The organism is Rhodoferax sp., from assembly GCF_030646845.1.
Lineage (GTDB): Bacteria > Pseudomonadota > Gammaproteobacteria > Burkholderiales > Burkholderiaceae_C > Rhodoferax.
Genome location: NZ_JAUSLE010000074.1, coordinates 43,161 through 59,681, shown reverse-complemented (window position 1 = coordinate 59,681; position 16,521 = coordinate 43,161). Strand labels below are relative to the sequence as shown.

Here is a 16,521-nt window from a genome sequence, read left to right as displayed (position 1 = left end):
ACCCGCATCGTTGGCAATCAGCTTGGCAAGCTCAGCCATACCCGCGTCATCGGCCTGACACAGTTCGATCAACTTGAGGAGAATCTGCGGCATCGCCGGCAACCGGGCCACGAGTAGCCGGTTGCGGATATCCTGATCATTTGGGGACATTTTTACGGATGCTATTGCCAATATATTGCCGGACAGTAAACACGCAGCGGGGCGCAAATCGATCTATGTTGAATGCCACGCCCAGGTCTTGTCACGCAAGTCATACTCATGACAATGCGGGAACCTAATTGCGAGATTCAGAAGAAACGAGTTTCTGCGCATCGAGCTTGTCGCGGTATTCCTCCAGCAAGTTCTCGATCGCTACCCGTTTAATGCCTGTAAATGGCTCCAGTCGAAGCACCGCGTCGCTTGCACTCTGGTCACGACACTGCCCGATGAGGTCGCGTCCATATTGATAGAGTTTGACGTTCTTTTCTTCGCAACTGGCGACCTGCTGGTCACGCGTTGAGAGCGTGGACTGGGCCCGCTTCTTCTGTGCCTGGGTTAGTGCCAGTTCACGTTCGGTACCGGCGTGTTTGGTTGTCAGTTCAGCCAGCCGCTGATCAAGCTCGGCCTTCTGCGCCTGCAACGTCTGTCTTTCCTGGGTCACTGCGTCAAGTGCCAACTGCAACTGCTGATGTTTTGCGCTGTCTGATTTGGCGCGTGCCTGCGCGCCACTCACCTGACCCGCGAGCTTTTCTTTCTCTTGCTCGGTATTGGTCAGCTTTTCCTCCATGACAGTCTTTTCTTGACGAATTTGCTGCAATTGTTGCTGCACCCGGCGCAGCGCTTCGCGCTCGCGCGACGCACCTTTATCCTGACTCCATGCACTGCTGGCCAAGAAGGTGCACGCCAGCACAAGCAACAACAACGGACTAGATAAACGCGACATCAAAATTCCCCAAAGCTGTATGGCTGACTGACAATGATTTCTGTCTTTTTACGTGCTGAATCTGCGCCAGCATTGCGCAACAGCTGCGCCAAAGCGGGGCGATTCAAATATTCAGCCCAATACAGCGCGGTCAACCCATTGCCGTCTGCAAGGTCAGGGTCCACACCCTGCTTGAGCAAGAGCGCGAGCATGTCCGGGTAGTTTTCAGTCACGGCCACCGCAAGGAGATTGTCTCCGGCGCGATCCAGCACTCGGGTGCTGGCACCTGCCTTCAGAAGCACCCGCGCCACGCCCAGTCGGTCCAGCTTGACTGCGTTCATCAGAGGTGTCAGCTCGTTCAGGCCCACGGCATTGACGTTCGCACCTGCACGCAGAAGCAGTTGCACCATGTGCGTATGCCCTCTCAAGGCGGCAGCGGCCAGCGGTGTCATGGCACCTCCCCGGCCCTCAACGTCCGCCAGCGAGCGCAGTAGCAGGCGGGCACTGTCGATCTCGCCTTCGCGCGCGGCCACCAGCAAGGCCGTGTTGCCCCACTCGTCCACCGCGTTGACCTGCGCACCGTCCTTGATGAGCTGGCGAGTGCGCACCACATCACCAATCGCGGCGGCCTTGAGCAGCCCGAGGTCGAGCGCGCTGGCAAGCTGGGGCGGCGGGTCACTGGCAGAGGCCTCCAGTGCCAGCACTTCAGCCTGCGAAGTACGAAAACGTTCAAACTCCTCAGGCGCAATGGCACCCTGTTCAAGCCGATCGCGATACAGCAAGGTCTTCGGGTCGTGGGCACAACCCACCAACACCACCCCCAGCAAGGTGCAACCGACACCGCGCCAGCCAGCCTTAATGAACTCAGAACTTGGCATTGAACAGCATCTGAAAAGTGTTGATCGACAGAGGCAAACCGCTGATTTCCTGGCTGGAGAGCCAGCGGGCGCTTAGCCAGGTGGACTTGCTCAGACCGTACTGTGCGCCGACGATGAACCCCTTTGAATTGGTACCACCAAGGTGGAAGTCAGAGTCCGTAAACGCGTCAAGCACAGCGTCCGCCTCTACGTAGCGGTAGGTCAATGAAAGCTGCCAGTCGTCCTGCAGCAGCATGGTGGGCATGCCCACCGCCACGCGGGCCAGGTAACCGGTGGTTTCCGGACTCACGTTTTGGCCGGAGCGTGCCAAGATCTTGCTGCTGCTATAGCCCACGTTCTTGACAAAGTCGCCCGCAAGAATCACATGAACCGGGTTGTACAGGTTGAAGTCGACCATGCCGGTCAGATTAACAAGCTGGTAGTCGGCGGCCAATGCGTACAAATTGGTATTGATATCGCCGTCATTGTCAATATCAAACAGTGTGTTGCCTTTTTGCCTGAAGGCGGGGGCAGTGTCGTTGTAGATCGAGCTTTTGTAATCGTTGCGGATACCGCTGATGTTTTTGTAGTCATACACACCCAGGCCCACTTTGGCGCGGGTCGCATTACTCGGCACCCACTCCAGGCCGATCTGCGCGCCAGCCAGCCACTTTGACTTAGCCTGGTTACTAATAGACCTCTGGATGTCCTCCAGCGGGAAAATTCCTATGGTGCCGAACGGACGCCACACCTTGGCTGAGGCAACACTGTCTTCGAACTGCAGAGCCAGGCCCTCAAAGTTCAGGTCGTCATCCCAAAGCAGATCGGTACTGAAGAATGGATTGGGAATACGCCCAGCAGAGGCGGTAAGCCAGGGCAGAAAGGTGGGCGAATGCGCCTTGAGATAAGCGCGGTCCAGCACAAAACTGTACTTGTTGCCGGTTTGGCCTAGTGTCTGATTGGTAGAAACAGGCTCAGTCGTGTTGCCAGTTGACAAACGGAACGCGGCCGAAACATCGGGCGTGACCTTGGCGGTAATGCCCAGGCGCGCGCGCAGGCGGGTGCGCTGCCGGTCTTCGGTGGTGTTGGCTATGTTTTGCCCCGTCACCTGAAAGTAGGGCTCGGGCGCATTTGAGTCGGAAAAACTGTCCACCTGGTAGCCCAAGCGCAGGTCGCCATCGAACTTGAAGCGGTCAACCCATTCAGGAATGGCGTTGGCGTCGCCCCAGCGCTCCACCTTGGCCTGGGCAACCACTTCTTCGCGCACCTCGTCGGCAATCTGCTTTCTCACCGATTCCGGTATGTACTGAACCCGTACGACACCAGCATCGGCCTTCTTTTGCGCTGCCACGGTTTCCTGTGCCTTGACCTCGGCCTGCTTGACTAGCTGGTCAGATTTTTCCTGGGTTAGCACACCTTGCTGCACCAGAATCTGGATCAGGTTCTTCGTCGTCTGGCGCAGTGTTTCCAGTTCAGCGCGCTCGTCCGCCTGCGCCGTGGTTGCGCCAAATGCCATCGCCACAGCAAGGCTTGTCGATGTCAGGCGGGTCTGAAAATTCTTTTTCATTTATCTTCTCATCAAAGTTCGCTCATCAACGAGCAGTAATCCGCAATTTGATCGGTTGCGGCATATCGCTTGGCGCACCTTCCCTCAGCGGCGGCAAATTGCGCAGGGCTACCTTGAGTGCACTGTCCAGTTCCCCATCGTTGGTGGAGTCAATCAACTCCGCCCGAGTCACCGTGCCGGTGGCATTGACCCATACATTGACCATGATCCGGTAGTCCGACTTGCGCAACTTCTTGTCCTTGGACATCATTTCCTGTATGCGCTCCTGAATGCGCTCCTTGATCAATGCGCCGTACCAGGCAAAGCGGCTCCCGCCGCCACCGCTGCCGATCAAGTCACTGCCACCCTTTCTACCCACCAACCCAAAACCGTCGCCACCCGCACCACCTGCCGCATCCACGGCCAGATCAGGGCCGGGCGGTGGTGTATCTGCCGGCTTGTCGGGCTGCTGATCCGGCTTGGGCACGTCTATTTTTTCCTGAACATCCACCTTGGGAGGTGGAGGCGGCGTCTTGGGTGGCGGTGGTGGTGGCGGTGGCTTCAGCAGAGAGATCTCCTGCACCGCTCGTTTCTTCTTCACCTCACCGGGGGTAGCCAGCTTCTTGACCAGCAACCCCAAAAGCACCACAGCCAGCACCAGCCCGATGCCCACTGCAGCCCGGCGCCAACGCCGGGAGGATTTGCCCTCTGCACTCACTTGACCAACCGCTGCGTCACAAGGCCAATCTGGGTCAGCTCAAGTTTGCCGAGCAAGTCAAGCACCTCAACCACCTTCTCATACTGCACAGTGGAGTCGCCTTTCACCACGATCGGAAACTCCTTGAGGCTGGCCTTGTACCCCGCCAGGCGTGACTCCAACTCTGCCAGTGAAGCAACCGGATAGGCATCCAGATACAGCGTGCCGTTCTGGGTGATGGTGATCGCCTTGGTTAGCGGCTTGGCCAGGCTCGGCGTGTTGCTCGCCTTGGGTAAATTTACCTTGATACCCTGCACTGAGGCCGTGGTCAACAGGATAAAAATAATAAGCAATACATAGGACAGGTCCAGCATCGGTGTGATGTTGATGTCATCGTAGACTGCGCCGTCATCTTGGACTTTCGACATGATCAGCCTCCGTAGTTCTCGGCCATTTTGGTGACGAACTCATCCACAAAGACATGCATGTCGTTTGAAACTGACTTGATCCGCGTTGTCAGGTAGTTGTAGCCAAACAGTGACGGAATCGCCACCCCCAGACCAGCCACCGTCGCGACCAGTGCCGCAGCAATACCGGGCGCAATGGCGTTCACGTTGACGTCGCCCGCGGCAGCAATTGCCGCAAAGGTAATCATCACTCCGACCACGGTGCCCAGCAGCCCAAGGAAAGGGCCGCCAGAAATTGCAATGGTGAGCAACACCATGCCGCTATTCAAACGGCTTCCTTCACGGATTAACTGGGTGTCAAGACTGGCACGCACTGCGTTAAAGGAGCGGGAAGAGATGACAGGCAAAGCATGCTCCCCTTGGCTTGCGGGAAAACGGTGCTTCAACTCCGTCACACCGACGTGATAAATCCTGTACAACGGCGAGTGCTTGAAGGTCTCAAACATGGTGGCCAACTGATCCATCTTGCCCGTATGGGCCGCTGCGCTATCGTCCAGCTCAGCCAGTCCGCGTGACATCTTGCTGAACTCTTCGGCAAAGACCCGGTTTGATTTTTCGATCCGCCCCAGCAGCCTGACTTTGCTTGCCATCACCCAAATCGCAACAAAGAACATGAAGACACAGATGATGACCACCACCCAGCCGTCCACCGTCAGGTTGTTCATCGTGGAGGCGAAGTAGTTGGCACCCTCGGCGCTTTGGGTGGTCTTGTCTTCGCCGTACTTCACCAGCCTGCCGGCCTGCCCCTGCGACTCGAATTGTGCCGCCAGCCATGCGCCAGAACGCGCCACCGTTGAAACCTGCACTTCATCCATTTCCCCGACCAGGCCGCCGCCAATGCGGAGACTGGCCGCTGGCGTAAATGCACCCGCCACCGTGGCCACCGACTTGCCATCTACATACACGGTAAACCCCGCTCCCCCCGTGACTGCGATGTGATGCCATGCGTTCACTGAAACAGGTGCGGCAGCCCGCGTCTGCACCCCGTTGACGGCCAGCACCGGCACACCGCCAGACAGCCCGAACGTCAAGCCGCCCACTGCCAGCAATTCACCATCAAGCTGGGCAGGCTTGATCCAGGCAGAAAAAGTGAATTCCTTGGCTGCCTGCAGCGCCGCATTGCCAACCACAATGCCGCCATCGCCAGCGAGCCTGGCTGAGCCGGCTATCAAGCCACCGGTCACGTAAGCGATATTGGCCTGATTGGCATGGATGGCATTGACGGTGGCATCCTGCGGCATGCCCTGCGTCTCACTCAGGTGATAGACCAGCAATTGCGCCGCGTCATAGCGGCTTGTGCTGTCGGCAGCAGTGGGCGCAGTTTCATTGCCGTAGTAGAGCCAGATATGCTGAGAAGCGTTGTTACCCGCCACTTTCGGAACTTGCACCCAGACGAAAGCCAACTCGTTAATTTTGTCAAAGCGCTCGACATGAAACTCAAGCGGTGTGATGTCGTCTTCCGCCATGAAGCGGATGTCGGAGCCATCCTCTTTGGCAGAAAGAAAGTCGAAATTTCCGGTAGAAAGCCGTACCAGAACCGGCACGGCATTGGCCTCGATCGGCACACCAGCAGCCGTGGTATCGAGCGTGATCTGCTTGCGCATCGTCCAGTCCGTGTTCCACCACGCCTGGGCTGACGCGGGCAATACCAATAAAAAAGCAACGAGAGCGATGAGACGTTTCATATTATTTGAGGAAGATGGTTGGCAGATTTGGACCGCCAACATAGAAGGTTACAAAATGTCTGTGGCAAAACAGTGACAAAGGGTCGAGGCGAAATCATTCTCCAAACCCAAGTACATCCACACGCACAAATGACGGTTTCAGGGAGTCAGCCAATGACTGCGCGTTCTTGGCGGAATCAGCGGCAGACTGACTCAACGCAGCGGTGGTTTTGGAGAGGTCATCGCCCGCCGAAGTTGCCCCTGACGCCGATGCAGTGACTGCGCTGGTGTCTGCTACTGGCGTACCAGCCGACTTGCCCGACACCGAGATGTTTTCCGACCCAAGTACCACCTGCGCGGCGATGTTCAAGTTGCCCGCACGAATACCACCGTCGCCTGCGTTGACCGTACCCTTGGGCGCGATCAGGTCCACGTCGCCGGCGGTGATGCCGTTGGTGGACAGGGCCCCGATACCCGAGCCTGCCGCAGCGGCCTGGATCTCCTGGGTCACATTGCCATCGCTGTCTGTCTTGATCACCGGGGGCGGCACCGCCGTGGCCGTCTTCTTGCCCTTGCCGGCATCGATGTCGCCCTCGCTGGACCAGATCAGGATGTCGCCACCGGCAGCCGTCAACACGCGCGACTGGTTGACGAGCACATCGTCGCGCGCCAGCATGCGGATGTCACCAGCCCCCACGGTGATGATGCCCAGCGGGCCCGTGTCCTTGCCGCTGCCCAGCGGAGTGACCAGCGCCTCGGGCGTGTTGCTCAGACCGACCACCACCCCGCCGCCGGGCACCAGCAGCTCGATGTTTCCCCCCTGCTCCGTCTTGATGCGGCTGGCGAACACGTCGATCGTGCCCTGGTAGGCACCCGTGGCCAACGAGGTCCCCATGCCTGGAAACACCATTTCCAGAGCCAAGTAGGCGCGAGAGAAATTACCCGCGTACGGGTTGGGTTTCTCCGGTTTGTTCGGTATGTTGGCGATCCGACCAGTCTGCCGGATGCCGTTGAACAGCATCTCGCGCACCCGGGTTCGCTGCACATCGGGGGCCGCCGCAGCGACCTCCTGCACCCGCTGCAGGGCCTGCTCGCGTGAGAGCGTGTCGTCGCCCGTCAGCCAGCGCGCCAGCCACAACGTCGCGTCGCTGAACACCCCATCGGCCAGTTCATTGGCGAGCCGGTTCACGGCACCTGCAGGGTCCAGGCCTGCGGCGCCCACACCCGCTGCCAGATGCAGGTCTGCACCACCATCGGGCAAAGCCGGGTTGTCCAGCGTGCCCCGGCTGAGCACACCGGCAGAAGCGCCGAGGTCAATGTCATGCCCCGCAGTCATCTCCAGTCGGCCGGGGCCCGACACCGCCACGTAGCTGTTGCTCGATCGCACAGGACTCAAGGCAATGTCGTTCCCGGCCTCCACCACGCTGATGTCGTTGGCCGACACATGCTGAATGTCCATCGGCAGGTTGAGAATGTCCTCCCCAGCGCGAACACTCACCCGCTTGGCCGACTTGAGCACCTGATTGTTACCAAGGATCGACCCGTTCACTGCGTAGAGCCGCACCGGATCGGCGTCGTTGGCGTGCACCGGCACCGCAGCATGGGCCTGCGTCGATTTGGCGCTGTACGCGTAGCTGAAAACACCCGCGGCCTTTGCATCCGAGCTGGGATTCACAGCATTGGGCAGGGGCACGGTGTCCGACAGCGTGATCCTGGCCGGCACATTCAGGTTCTCGCTGGCCAGCAGCTCCAGCTTGCCCTGCGCCGCCGGGCTGAGCAGCGCGCCGGACAGCAGCGATACATCTCCGGAAAGCGCAACGGCCGACAAGGAAGGCGGCAAGACCGCCAGGAGCACCTCATCCGCGTAGGCACCCAACGACAGGTTCACCGGTGCCTTGTAGGCGTTGGCCAGCGACTGCACCTGCGCGCTGCTGCCAACGCCACCGCCGAAGAGCCGGACGTCCCCGGTCGCACTCAGCAGTGATGCCGAACTGTCTTCGGCGTAGGTGGAGAACACACTCCACTGCGCATTCGATGCCTGGGTCGTTCCAATGTTGAACCCTGCCGTGGACGATTGAACCACCAGGTGCGGGTTGATGATGGCGTGCACATCCACATCGCCCAGCGCCGTGGCCGTGACGGACCCATCGCCCACCGCCAGGATGGTGTGCACGGGTCGGCTTGAGACCGCATAGCCGCTGCGGATGCTGCCGCCGGCCTTCAGATTCACGTCTCCCAGATCGGCGTAGTACTGACCGCTCAGCACATCGCCGCCCGCCGTCACGTTCACATCGCCACCGCCGGTCCGAACCGCCGCCGAGACATCGGCCACCGCTGACGTGATGTACCCCTGCGTGGCCGCAGACGCCGACAGGTTGGAGACCTTGCCGCCCGCGGTAATGTTGACATCGCCTCCAGCCAGGGTGGCCACACCCTGCTCGAACTTGTCAAAGCGCACCCACCAGGCGGGCTGCGCATTCGCGACATAGCTGACGCCATCGGCGCCCAGCTTGCCCTGACGGAACAGCCAGTTGCTGTACAGCTGGGCTGAAGCGACACCCAGCACATCGCGCTGCGCCGTCATCTCGATGTCGCCGCCACCCTGGCTGAACTGAGCGAGGCCCGGCACCACGAAGCCCGCGGACGGCGTGTACCTTGTGCCTGCGGTGTAGACGGCCGATGTGTTGGCCTTGAGCACGATGTCCTGCCCGGCCGCCATGCGGATATCGCCAGAACCCGTTCGGATGAGCTTGGCCGCGGCCAGCGTCAGGTCGCCTCCCCCTGCCTGGGTGTTCATCACGTCGGCCGAGCTGGCATCGGCACCCGCCACCAGATTGAACGACCAGGCGTTGCCGCCCCTGACCGAGGCGTCCTGCAGCGTGGCGGGGTTGGCACCGTCCAGCTTTGTCGCTGTGGAAAAGCCGTCCGACAGGTTGTTGTTGATGTTCAGGTTGCCGCCGGCCCGCAGCGTCAGCACACCGGCCTCGCCGCCCGCGGTGGCGTCCTTGAAGTTCCAGTCAGCGCCCAGCGTCATGGCACCCGCAGAACGGACCTCCACACCAGAGACCACATGGAAATCCGCGTTGTCTGCCTGGTCCAGCCGATTCTTGATCGCACTGTTGTTGCTGGCGTATGCGTTGTTGTCGTTCTTGATCTTGGTCAGCCCCAGCGTGGTGCCAGAATCCGTGGTTGACGCATTGAGGGTTGTTTTGTTGTCGTAGACCCGCACCGCCTCCAGCGTCACCTCGCGGGCGCCTTTGATCGTGCTGTCCAGCGCGGTCACGGCCACATCGTTTCCTTTGCGCTGGGCGCGCAGATGCACCTCGCCGCCCGCGCCTCCGCTCACGTCGATCACGGAGCCGGCCTGCAGGTCAATGCCCTGCGCTGCGGTATCGCTGGCCTGGGTTGCCGCGCCGATCACGACCCGGCCACCATCGCCGCCCGCCGAAGTAGCAGCTGCCTCTACCCGTGCCGTCCCGGTGAGCGTGACCGACTGGCCATACAGCGCCACCTGGCCACCTTCGGCGCCCGAGGCCGATACCGTTCCGTTCACGGTGAGCGCGCCGCTATCGGCGGTGAGCGTCACCTTCTGCGCCCTCACCATATCGGTGGCGGCCACCGTCAGTGCACCGCTCCGGGCACGCAGGCTGCGTTCACCCTCGAAGCCACCGGCATTCATCTGCGCATTGAGCGCGGAGAAATTGGCCAGCGATCCCGCGTCGATGCGCACCTTGGCGGCCTCACCGGTGTGGCCGTCCGCATCGGCGGAGGTCTGGCCCACCAGCGTCGCCCCGTCGAGGTCCACGGTGCCTTGCACCGCCGTCGCCACCAGCGTGCCGCCGTCGGCGCCCGCACCCCCCGAAACATCGATGCGCGCCGACCGTCCGGTGAGTGCATCGGTCTGCGCCACGACCTTGCCGGTCGCGCTGCTCAGCGTCACCTTGCCACCCCCAATGCTGCGGGTCTGGTCGAAGAAAGTCACCGAGCGACCGGACACGTCGATGTCGGCGTTCGCGCCCAGCGTCACATCGCCGCTCACCGCCGCCAGGGTCAGCGCGCCGCCGCCCAAGTCGGCCTGGGTGTCAAACCGGACCGAACCCGCCTTCAGCTCCCAGGCAGCGCCCAGCGAAGACGTTTCCGCCAGCGCGGCTGAAGGCGCCATCTGGCCCAGGATCAACGCCTGGGTGCCGGCGTCCAGCTTCTGGCTGGCGCCGGTGGTGCCGGTCAGGCGGGCGGTGGTGACCGAAGCCCCGTTGTCGAGCTGGGTGCTGCCGGTGCCCGAAGCCACGAGCTCGTCGGCGGTGATGCCCACGTTGGCGAAACCGCTCACCGCCTTCTGGCCTTCGCCCAGGGTGAGGGTCTGCGCCAACACCTCCAGCGATCCGCTACCCAGGGTCAGGCCAGCCGGTGTGGCGTAGGCCACGCCCGCGGTGTTGGCCAGGGTCAGGTTGCGGGCGCGCAAGCTGGCGGTCTGGCCCGCCGCACCGAAGCCCGCGAGGCCTGCGCCTTGCAGCGTCAGGTTTTTGATCAAGGGTTGCCCATCGCTGCCGACACCGCCGACGTCCACATCACCGTGGAAATCAAACGTGGAGTAGCTGGTCAGCGCCAGGCTGTCCAGGCTCTGCAGCCCTTCCAGTTCCGACTGGCTGAACGTCAGCCCATCCACCGACTTGGCTGGGCTGCCGAAGTTGATGCGCGAACTGCCCGCGCTCAATTCGCCGGCTACGGCGACGCCCTCTTTCACAAATGCCAGTTGACCGGCAAACGCATTGTCCTGCGTGGCATCGATGGCGATCGCCCGGGCCGCCTGAAGCACGCTGTCGGCAGCGCCGATCAGGGTGCCCTGGCTGCGGTCGGGCGAGCCGGTGCGCGTGAAGCTGGCCGACGAAGATGCGGCCCGCACGAAGGCGCCGTTGCCCGCCGTGCTGTAGCTGCCGGCGTTGCCGACTGCGCCTTGTGCGTTGATGGCGCTCCCCGCAGCCAGCGTCAAGGTGTCCCTGGCTACCAGCATCACCTCCGGCGCAGACAAGGCGCTCTGCGCATCGTTGGCCAGGGTCACGGTATCAGCCAACACATCCAGCACCGCACCGGTCTGCGAGCGGGAGCGCGTACCACCCAGCAGCAGGCTCTCAGCACCCAAGTCGTTAAGCCAGCCGGTCGCCACCCAGGCCTCGCCCGGGGCCGCTGCATCGGCAGAGCCGGAGACCCGCAAGTTGGCGGCAGCAATGTCAACGGCCGCTCCCGCACCCCCGGCACCGCCCTGCGCAGCCACCACACCATTGAGTCGCAGGCTGTCCGGGCCGGTGCCCAGGCTCACCACAGCCAGGCGCCCGGCGTCCTGGGGCGAGAAGCGGGAGTCCGCAAAGAACGAAGATGCGGCCGAGAGCGTGTATTCGGACCGGTCCCGCACCTGGTCACGCGTGAGCACCTGAATACCCTGCCAGTCCCCCGAGCGGGGTGCTCCTGAGCGGCTGTCAGTGAGGTAGCCCGAAGCCACCTGCACACCGTCCGCACGGGTGTAGCCGCTTCCGGGCAACACCGGAAACTCGTTCTGGTTCAACCGCACTGCAAACGCACCCGGCAACAGGGCGTAGTGCGCTGGCAGCAAGGTGTACACACCGTCGGGCAGGCCGTTCACGCCACGCAGGTAGACAGCGGCACCGCTGTCGAGTGCAAATCCCTCTTGCGCATCGTTCGGTGCGAAGCCACCGGTGTAGCCCGGCATCACCGCGAAGGTGTCTGCCTGGGCCAGGAAGTCCTTCGAACCCCCGGGCCCCACGGTGAACTCGTAGGCCTGGGCATCACCACCGCCGGCCACCGAAACCTGGGCACCGGACTGGAAGTCCACCTGGGCGCCTTTGAGACTGATCGACTTCTCGGGCAGGTCTGACAGGATGTCACCGTACGACCACTCGCGACCGTTTTCCAGCGTGCCAAAAGGCAACACGGTGCCCGCCTGGGCAGATACTGATGTCAGGCTGCCCGGCGCCAGGGTGAGCGATCCGCTGGCCTCCAGCTCGATCCGGCCCAGGGGTGCCCAGAGAGTGCCTTTCTGCTCGATCTGGCCCGCTTCGATGCGCAGGCGACCAAAAGCGGACAAGGGCTGTTGCGCCACGCCCGGTGCCTGAACGATGTTCACCGTCTGACCGGGCGCGGACACCTCGAAGTCGCTGTAAGTTGCCGGAGCAAGCACCTTCGCGGTGAACGTCAGATCGCCCGCCGTGTTGAGCGCACCGGCGAGAGGGCCCACCGAGTCCACATTGACCCCCGACAGCTCGATCTGCCCGGAAGCGTTCAACCGAGTCTCGGCCACGCCGCTCAGCGTGGACTTGCCCACCACCTCGATGCGCGTGGCATCCACGCTCAACACCCCGCCGCCGGCCACCGGCGTGTTGACCACGCTCTGGCGCAGCGTGGACTGATTGCCCATGCGGACCAGGGCAGCCGTCACACGGGCGGTGCCTCCTGCCATGTCGATGAGAGGGGAGTCCAGGCTCACCGAGCGCAAGGGCATGGTGCGACCGCCCCCGATGTTCACACCGTCTTGCAGGCGGATCGCATCTTTGGACCCAAGAGCGATCTGCTCAAAACCCGCCGCCTCGATGCGGTCGATGTCCAGGCGCGTCTGGTCACTGAACGCGACCGGTATGGCCTGCCCGGCTTGCAGCGCCTGCGCCTGCGCGGGTAAGGATGACTCGACGCTCAACACACTGGGAGCCACCGGAAAGGGGATCGGGCTTGGCGTGGGCGCGTTGTCATTGCCCAGGCTGATCGCCAGGCTGCCGCCGGACTGGTCTGCTGCGCCGGCCCGGGCCAGCAGCGTGCCATCAAGCGCCAGGCCTTCACGCGCTGCAATGGACACCGAACCCGCGCTGCTGGCCACGTTGCGACCCAGACCACCCGCCTCGTTGCGCTCGGCCAGGTAGACCGGCGCAGCTCCGGAGACATTGATGCTGGAACCCTCCTTGGCGATCACATAGCCGGTGGACGCGTTCAGGCGCACCGATCCCCCATCCAGCACCTTGCCGACCGGCTGGCCTGTGGCATCGGCATGCGTCAAGGCCGTGCCGGACACATCCAGGCTGGCGGCTTCACCCAGGAAAATGCTGCTAGAAGCGTCGAAGTCCTTGTCGAGGGGCGCGGACAGCTTCGCCGCGAAGTGACCCGCATGGGCCTGCACCGAGCCGAGGATGCTGACCTGGTGCGCCGCATTCAGGGTCAGCGAGCCACCGGTGTCCAGGACCGTGCGCGAGCCCGTACCCAGGGTGACATCGCCCAGCAGATTGGAGTCGGCCACCAGGGTCAGGTTGACGGGGCTGCGCTCATCGGGCGGCAAGACCCGCAGCGACGCCATGGACGCCACATCGGTGCCCGATGTCTGGACCGCAAACCCCGGATTGAGCTCGCGCGACCGCAGCTGTGGCGCCAGCACGGCGCCATCGGCCAGCGTCACACCCTCACGGCCGGTGATGGTGATGTTCTCGAAACCACCGGTCGAAAACCACTCGGGCTGCAAGAAAAGCGCGTTGCTGGCACCCGTGGGTTGGCCACCGATCTGGACCGACCCCGACGACAGGTTCAAAGTGCCACCGCCCTCGAAGCCGAAGCCCAGCAGGCGGCCGTTCAGCTCGACCCGCCCCGCCAAGGGGCCATCGGTCTTGAGCGTTTCGTTGGCTACCACCGTGGCCGAGCCACCGCTGCCGTACTTCAGGGTTCCGTCCTGCTGCAACCAGGCCCCACCCGATACATCGACGGTGGAGCCGCTACCCAGCACCGTGTCACCAATGGCCGACAGCGTGACGGAGCCGCCGTCGATCACCGCGCTGCGGCGCGCCGGATCGTCGAAACCTACCCGTTCGTTGACCCATTTTCCGGCGGTCGAGAGCGTGACCCCGGGCGCCACCACCACATCGGCCGCTTCGAGCACGAATGCGTTGTTTGGGTCGGCCTGGTTGCCCCGCGCGTTGAATTTAATGACACCACCCGCGGCACTGACGTCGGCGTTGACCGCGACCGCGCTGGCTGTGATCGACAACGATCCCACGTCCGGCAGGCTCACCGGCTGCTCCACCACAGCGTTCTTGTTCGAATAGATGGTAAGCCCGGCGATCAGGTCTTCACCGAGCATGCCGGTGTCGATGAGCAGCTGGTTCTTGAGGTCGGCCGACAACACGTCGCCAAAGCTGAAACTGATGGGCAGCTGCTGGAACCCATGCCCCAGGCGCACCTGCTGAAAGTTCTTGTAGTCACCTTCAGCGGATGCCGACCCCACCTGCAACCGCGCTCCCTGCGGTGCGGTGCCGGCAGCCAGTTGCCGCTCCCCCACCACGGTCTTGCCCTGGATGGCCGACTGCAGCACCGTGCCGCCCATGCCCACGATGTTCAGCGCGCCCGCGGCCTTGCCATCGGTGTAGCCGGGGTCGTACTTCGTGTACTCCCCCAGGTCGATGACTTCCTTCACGTTCCAGAGTCCGTGGTCGATCACGTAGCGCGAGGCGATGCCGTCGTACTTCACATTGGCATCCGCCTCGCTCACTTCGACCCGCTTGCCATTGGCAAACAGCAGCGTGGACTTGACTGTGGCGGGCGTGTACTCGACGGTGCCCCCCGAAAGGTTGATGGTCGAACCCGTCTCCAGGATCACCTCGCCTTGCGACTGGATGTTTACCGTGCCACCCTGGGTGGACCGCTCAGCCACCGTGCGCCCCAGGCGGGCCTGGTAGGCCAACAAGCTGTCCTCGGCGATCAGGGTGGACTCCCCACTCCGGGCGCGCGCGAGCGCTCGCTCCACGTCCAGATACACCTTCTCACCGCGCAGCGCACCGTTGCGGTTGACGGGTGAATCCTTGAGCTCATCCCCCCGAAGCTCCGCCTCCACCGTGTTGCGCTCAGCCGAGACCTGCACACCCGACAGGCCGGACACATCGATCACGGCACCATCGGCCACGTGCACGCGCGCCGTGCCCGACACCTGGTCGATGCCACCCGTCGTGAACGGGTTGGTCCCCTGACCATCCACGTTGAGCGGTTTGTCCACGGCGGTGATGTCCACCACCCCGGCCGGTACGCGAACCGTGGAGCCGGTGGCCAGGCGCACGTCGTTGCCCAGGATCTGCACCCGGGACTTGTTCTGCAGATCGGACTTCAGCGTCTTGACCGCGCCCACCGTCTCGGTCCAGTCCAGCGAGGTGGTGGCGTCAGCCACTTCGGGCACCACCTCGGTCACGCTGCCGGTCCCCAGGGTCACACGCCCGGCGCGCTCGCTCCGGCTGCCCGGGCTGTTCAGGTTGGCGGCGCCCGGGCTTTTGTAGGTGTCGCTGGCCATCAGGTACACCGTCCCATTGGCCACCACCGAGGTGGTGGCCCGGGCCAGACCGAGCTGGTTGACGGCCAGGCCCACCATGGTCACGTTGCCGGTGCTCGCGGTTAGCTGGCCCAGGTTGGTGGCGTTGCCCAGCAGGTCCAGGGCCGGGTCCGTCAGATCCACCGTCTGGCCATCCAGCACGATGTCCTTCACGCTGGTGTTCGCAGCGTCGTAGCTCGCCAGGCCCGCAGGGCTGTCCACCTCCACCACCAGGCCACGCACATCGCTGTCGCCATAGGCCGAAGCCGTGCGCAGGTAGGCCTTGGTGCCCGCCGCCAGCACCACCTGGCCGCCCGCCGCCGAGAGGCTGCCCTGGTTGATCACCGTGGGCGCGATCAGCATGATGCGCCCCTGCTCGCCGGCCGTGATCTGCGCGCCCTCGAACACCTTGACGAAACCGCCCGTGCCCTGGTACTGCGGCTGGTCGTCACCCGGCAACAAAGTGTTCAGAATGTATTTGTCGGCAATGTCCAAACTCGATGCCGTAAAGCTGTTCAGGTTCACCTGCGAGCCGCCCATGAAGGCAATGCCATTCGTATTGACCAGAATGATGTTGCCCTTTTGCCCTTCGCCCTGGGTAATGTTGCCGTAGATGACGCTGGGGTTGGCATCCCAGATGCGGTTGAGCGTCGTGAAGCTCGCGCCAGGAACCAGATTGCCGGTGGCCAGGCCGTCCACCTGGCGGAACTGCACGCCATGGCCCGGGGCGATGTTGAAGTTCTGCCAGTTCAGGATGGCCTTGTTGCCCACCTGGTTCACAAACGCCTGGCTGCCGTTTTGCAGGTAGTTGGCCTGGCCATAGGTCACGAAGGCAGGCAAGGCGCCGCCCGGGCTGATGGTCGGCAGCTTCTGCGCAAAAGCCGGTACGGCCAGCAACGCGCCGGCCAGCAAAGCACCGGCACGACGCGTGCCGCTGGCGGCCTTGCCGCGGCCACGTGCACTTTCGGCAACGGCCACCAGGGCACCGAGGCTGGTAGAGAAAACAAGGCGGTAACGTTGACGGTTCATGGCTTACTCCGGGAGTC

7 protein-coding genes are annotated in these 16,521 nt (G+C 63.0%); all 7 read right to left on the bottom strand.

Features of this window, described 5'->3' with window-relative positions; all coding sequences use genetic code 11:
* Window positions 1-274: 274 nt before the first annotated feature.
* Window positions 275-871, bottom strand: a complete 597-nt coding sequence (locus Q7T10_RS18660) for a hypothetical protein (RefSeq protein WP_304751099.1) — start codon at window positions 869-871, stop codon at window positions 275-277.
* A gap of 50 nt (window positions 872-921) precedes the next feature.
* Window positions 922-1,779 carry an ankyrin repeat domain-containing protein gene (locus tag Q7T10_RS18655; protein WP_304751097.1) on the bottom strand — a complete coding sequence of 286 codons (858 nt, stop codon included), beginning with the start codon at window positions 1,777-1,779 and terminating at the stop codon, window positions 922-924.
* Window positions 1,766-3,325 carry a putative porin gene (locus Q7T10_RS18650; RefSeq protein WP_304751095.1) on the bottom strand — a complete coding sequence of 520 codons (1,560 nt, stop codon included), beginning with the start codon at window positions 3,323-3,325 and terminating at the stop codon, window positions 1,766-1,768. Before Q7T10_RS18650 ends, Q7T10_RS18655 begins: the two co-directional genes overlap by 14 nt.
* Window positions 3,326-3,350: 25 nt before the next feature.
* The gene (locus tag Q7T10_RS18645; protein WP_304751092.1) at window positions 3,351-4,022 is read right to left on the bottom strand and encodes an energy transducer TonB; all 672 of its coding nucleotides are present in this window, start codon (window positions 4,020-4,022) and stop codon (window positions 3,351-3,353) included.
* On the bottom strand, window positions 4,019-4,429 hold the full coding sequence (locus Q7T10_RS18640; protein WP_304751091.1) for a biopolymer transporter ExbD: 411 nt from the start codon (window positions 4,427-4,429) through the stop codon (window positions 4,019-4,021). Before Q7T10_RS18640 ends, Q7T10_RS18645 begins: the two co-directional genes overlap by 4 nt.
* A 2-nt stretch (window positions 4,430-4,431) precedes the next feature.
* Window positions 4,432-6,153, bottom strand: a complete 1,722-nt coding sequence (locus Q7T10_RS18635; RefSeq protein WP_304751090.1) for a DUF2341 domain-containing protein — start codon at window positions 6,151-6,153, stop codon at window positions 4,432-4,434.
* A 94-nt stretch (window positions 6,154-6,247) separates the two neighbouring features.
* A complete protein-coding gene (locus Q7T10_RS18630) occupies window positions 6,248-16,504 on the bottom strand; it encodes a filamentous haemagglutinin family protein (RefSeq protein WP_304751088.1) in 10,257 nt (3,418 codons plus the stop codon).
* Window positions 16,505-16,521 lie beyond the last annotated feature (17 nt).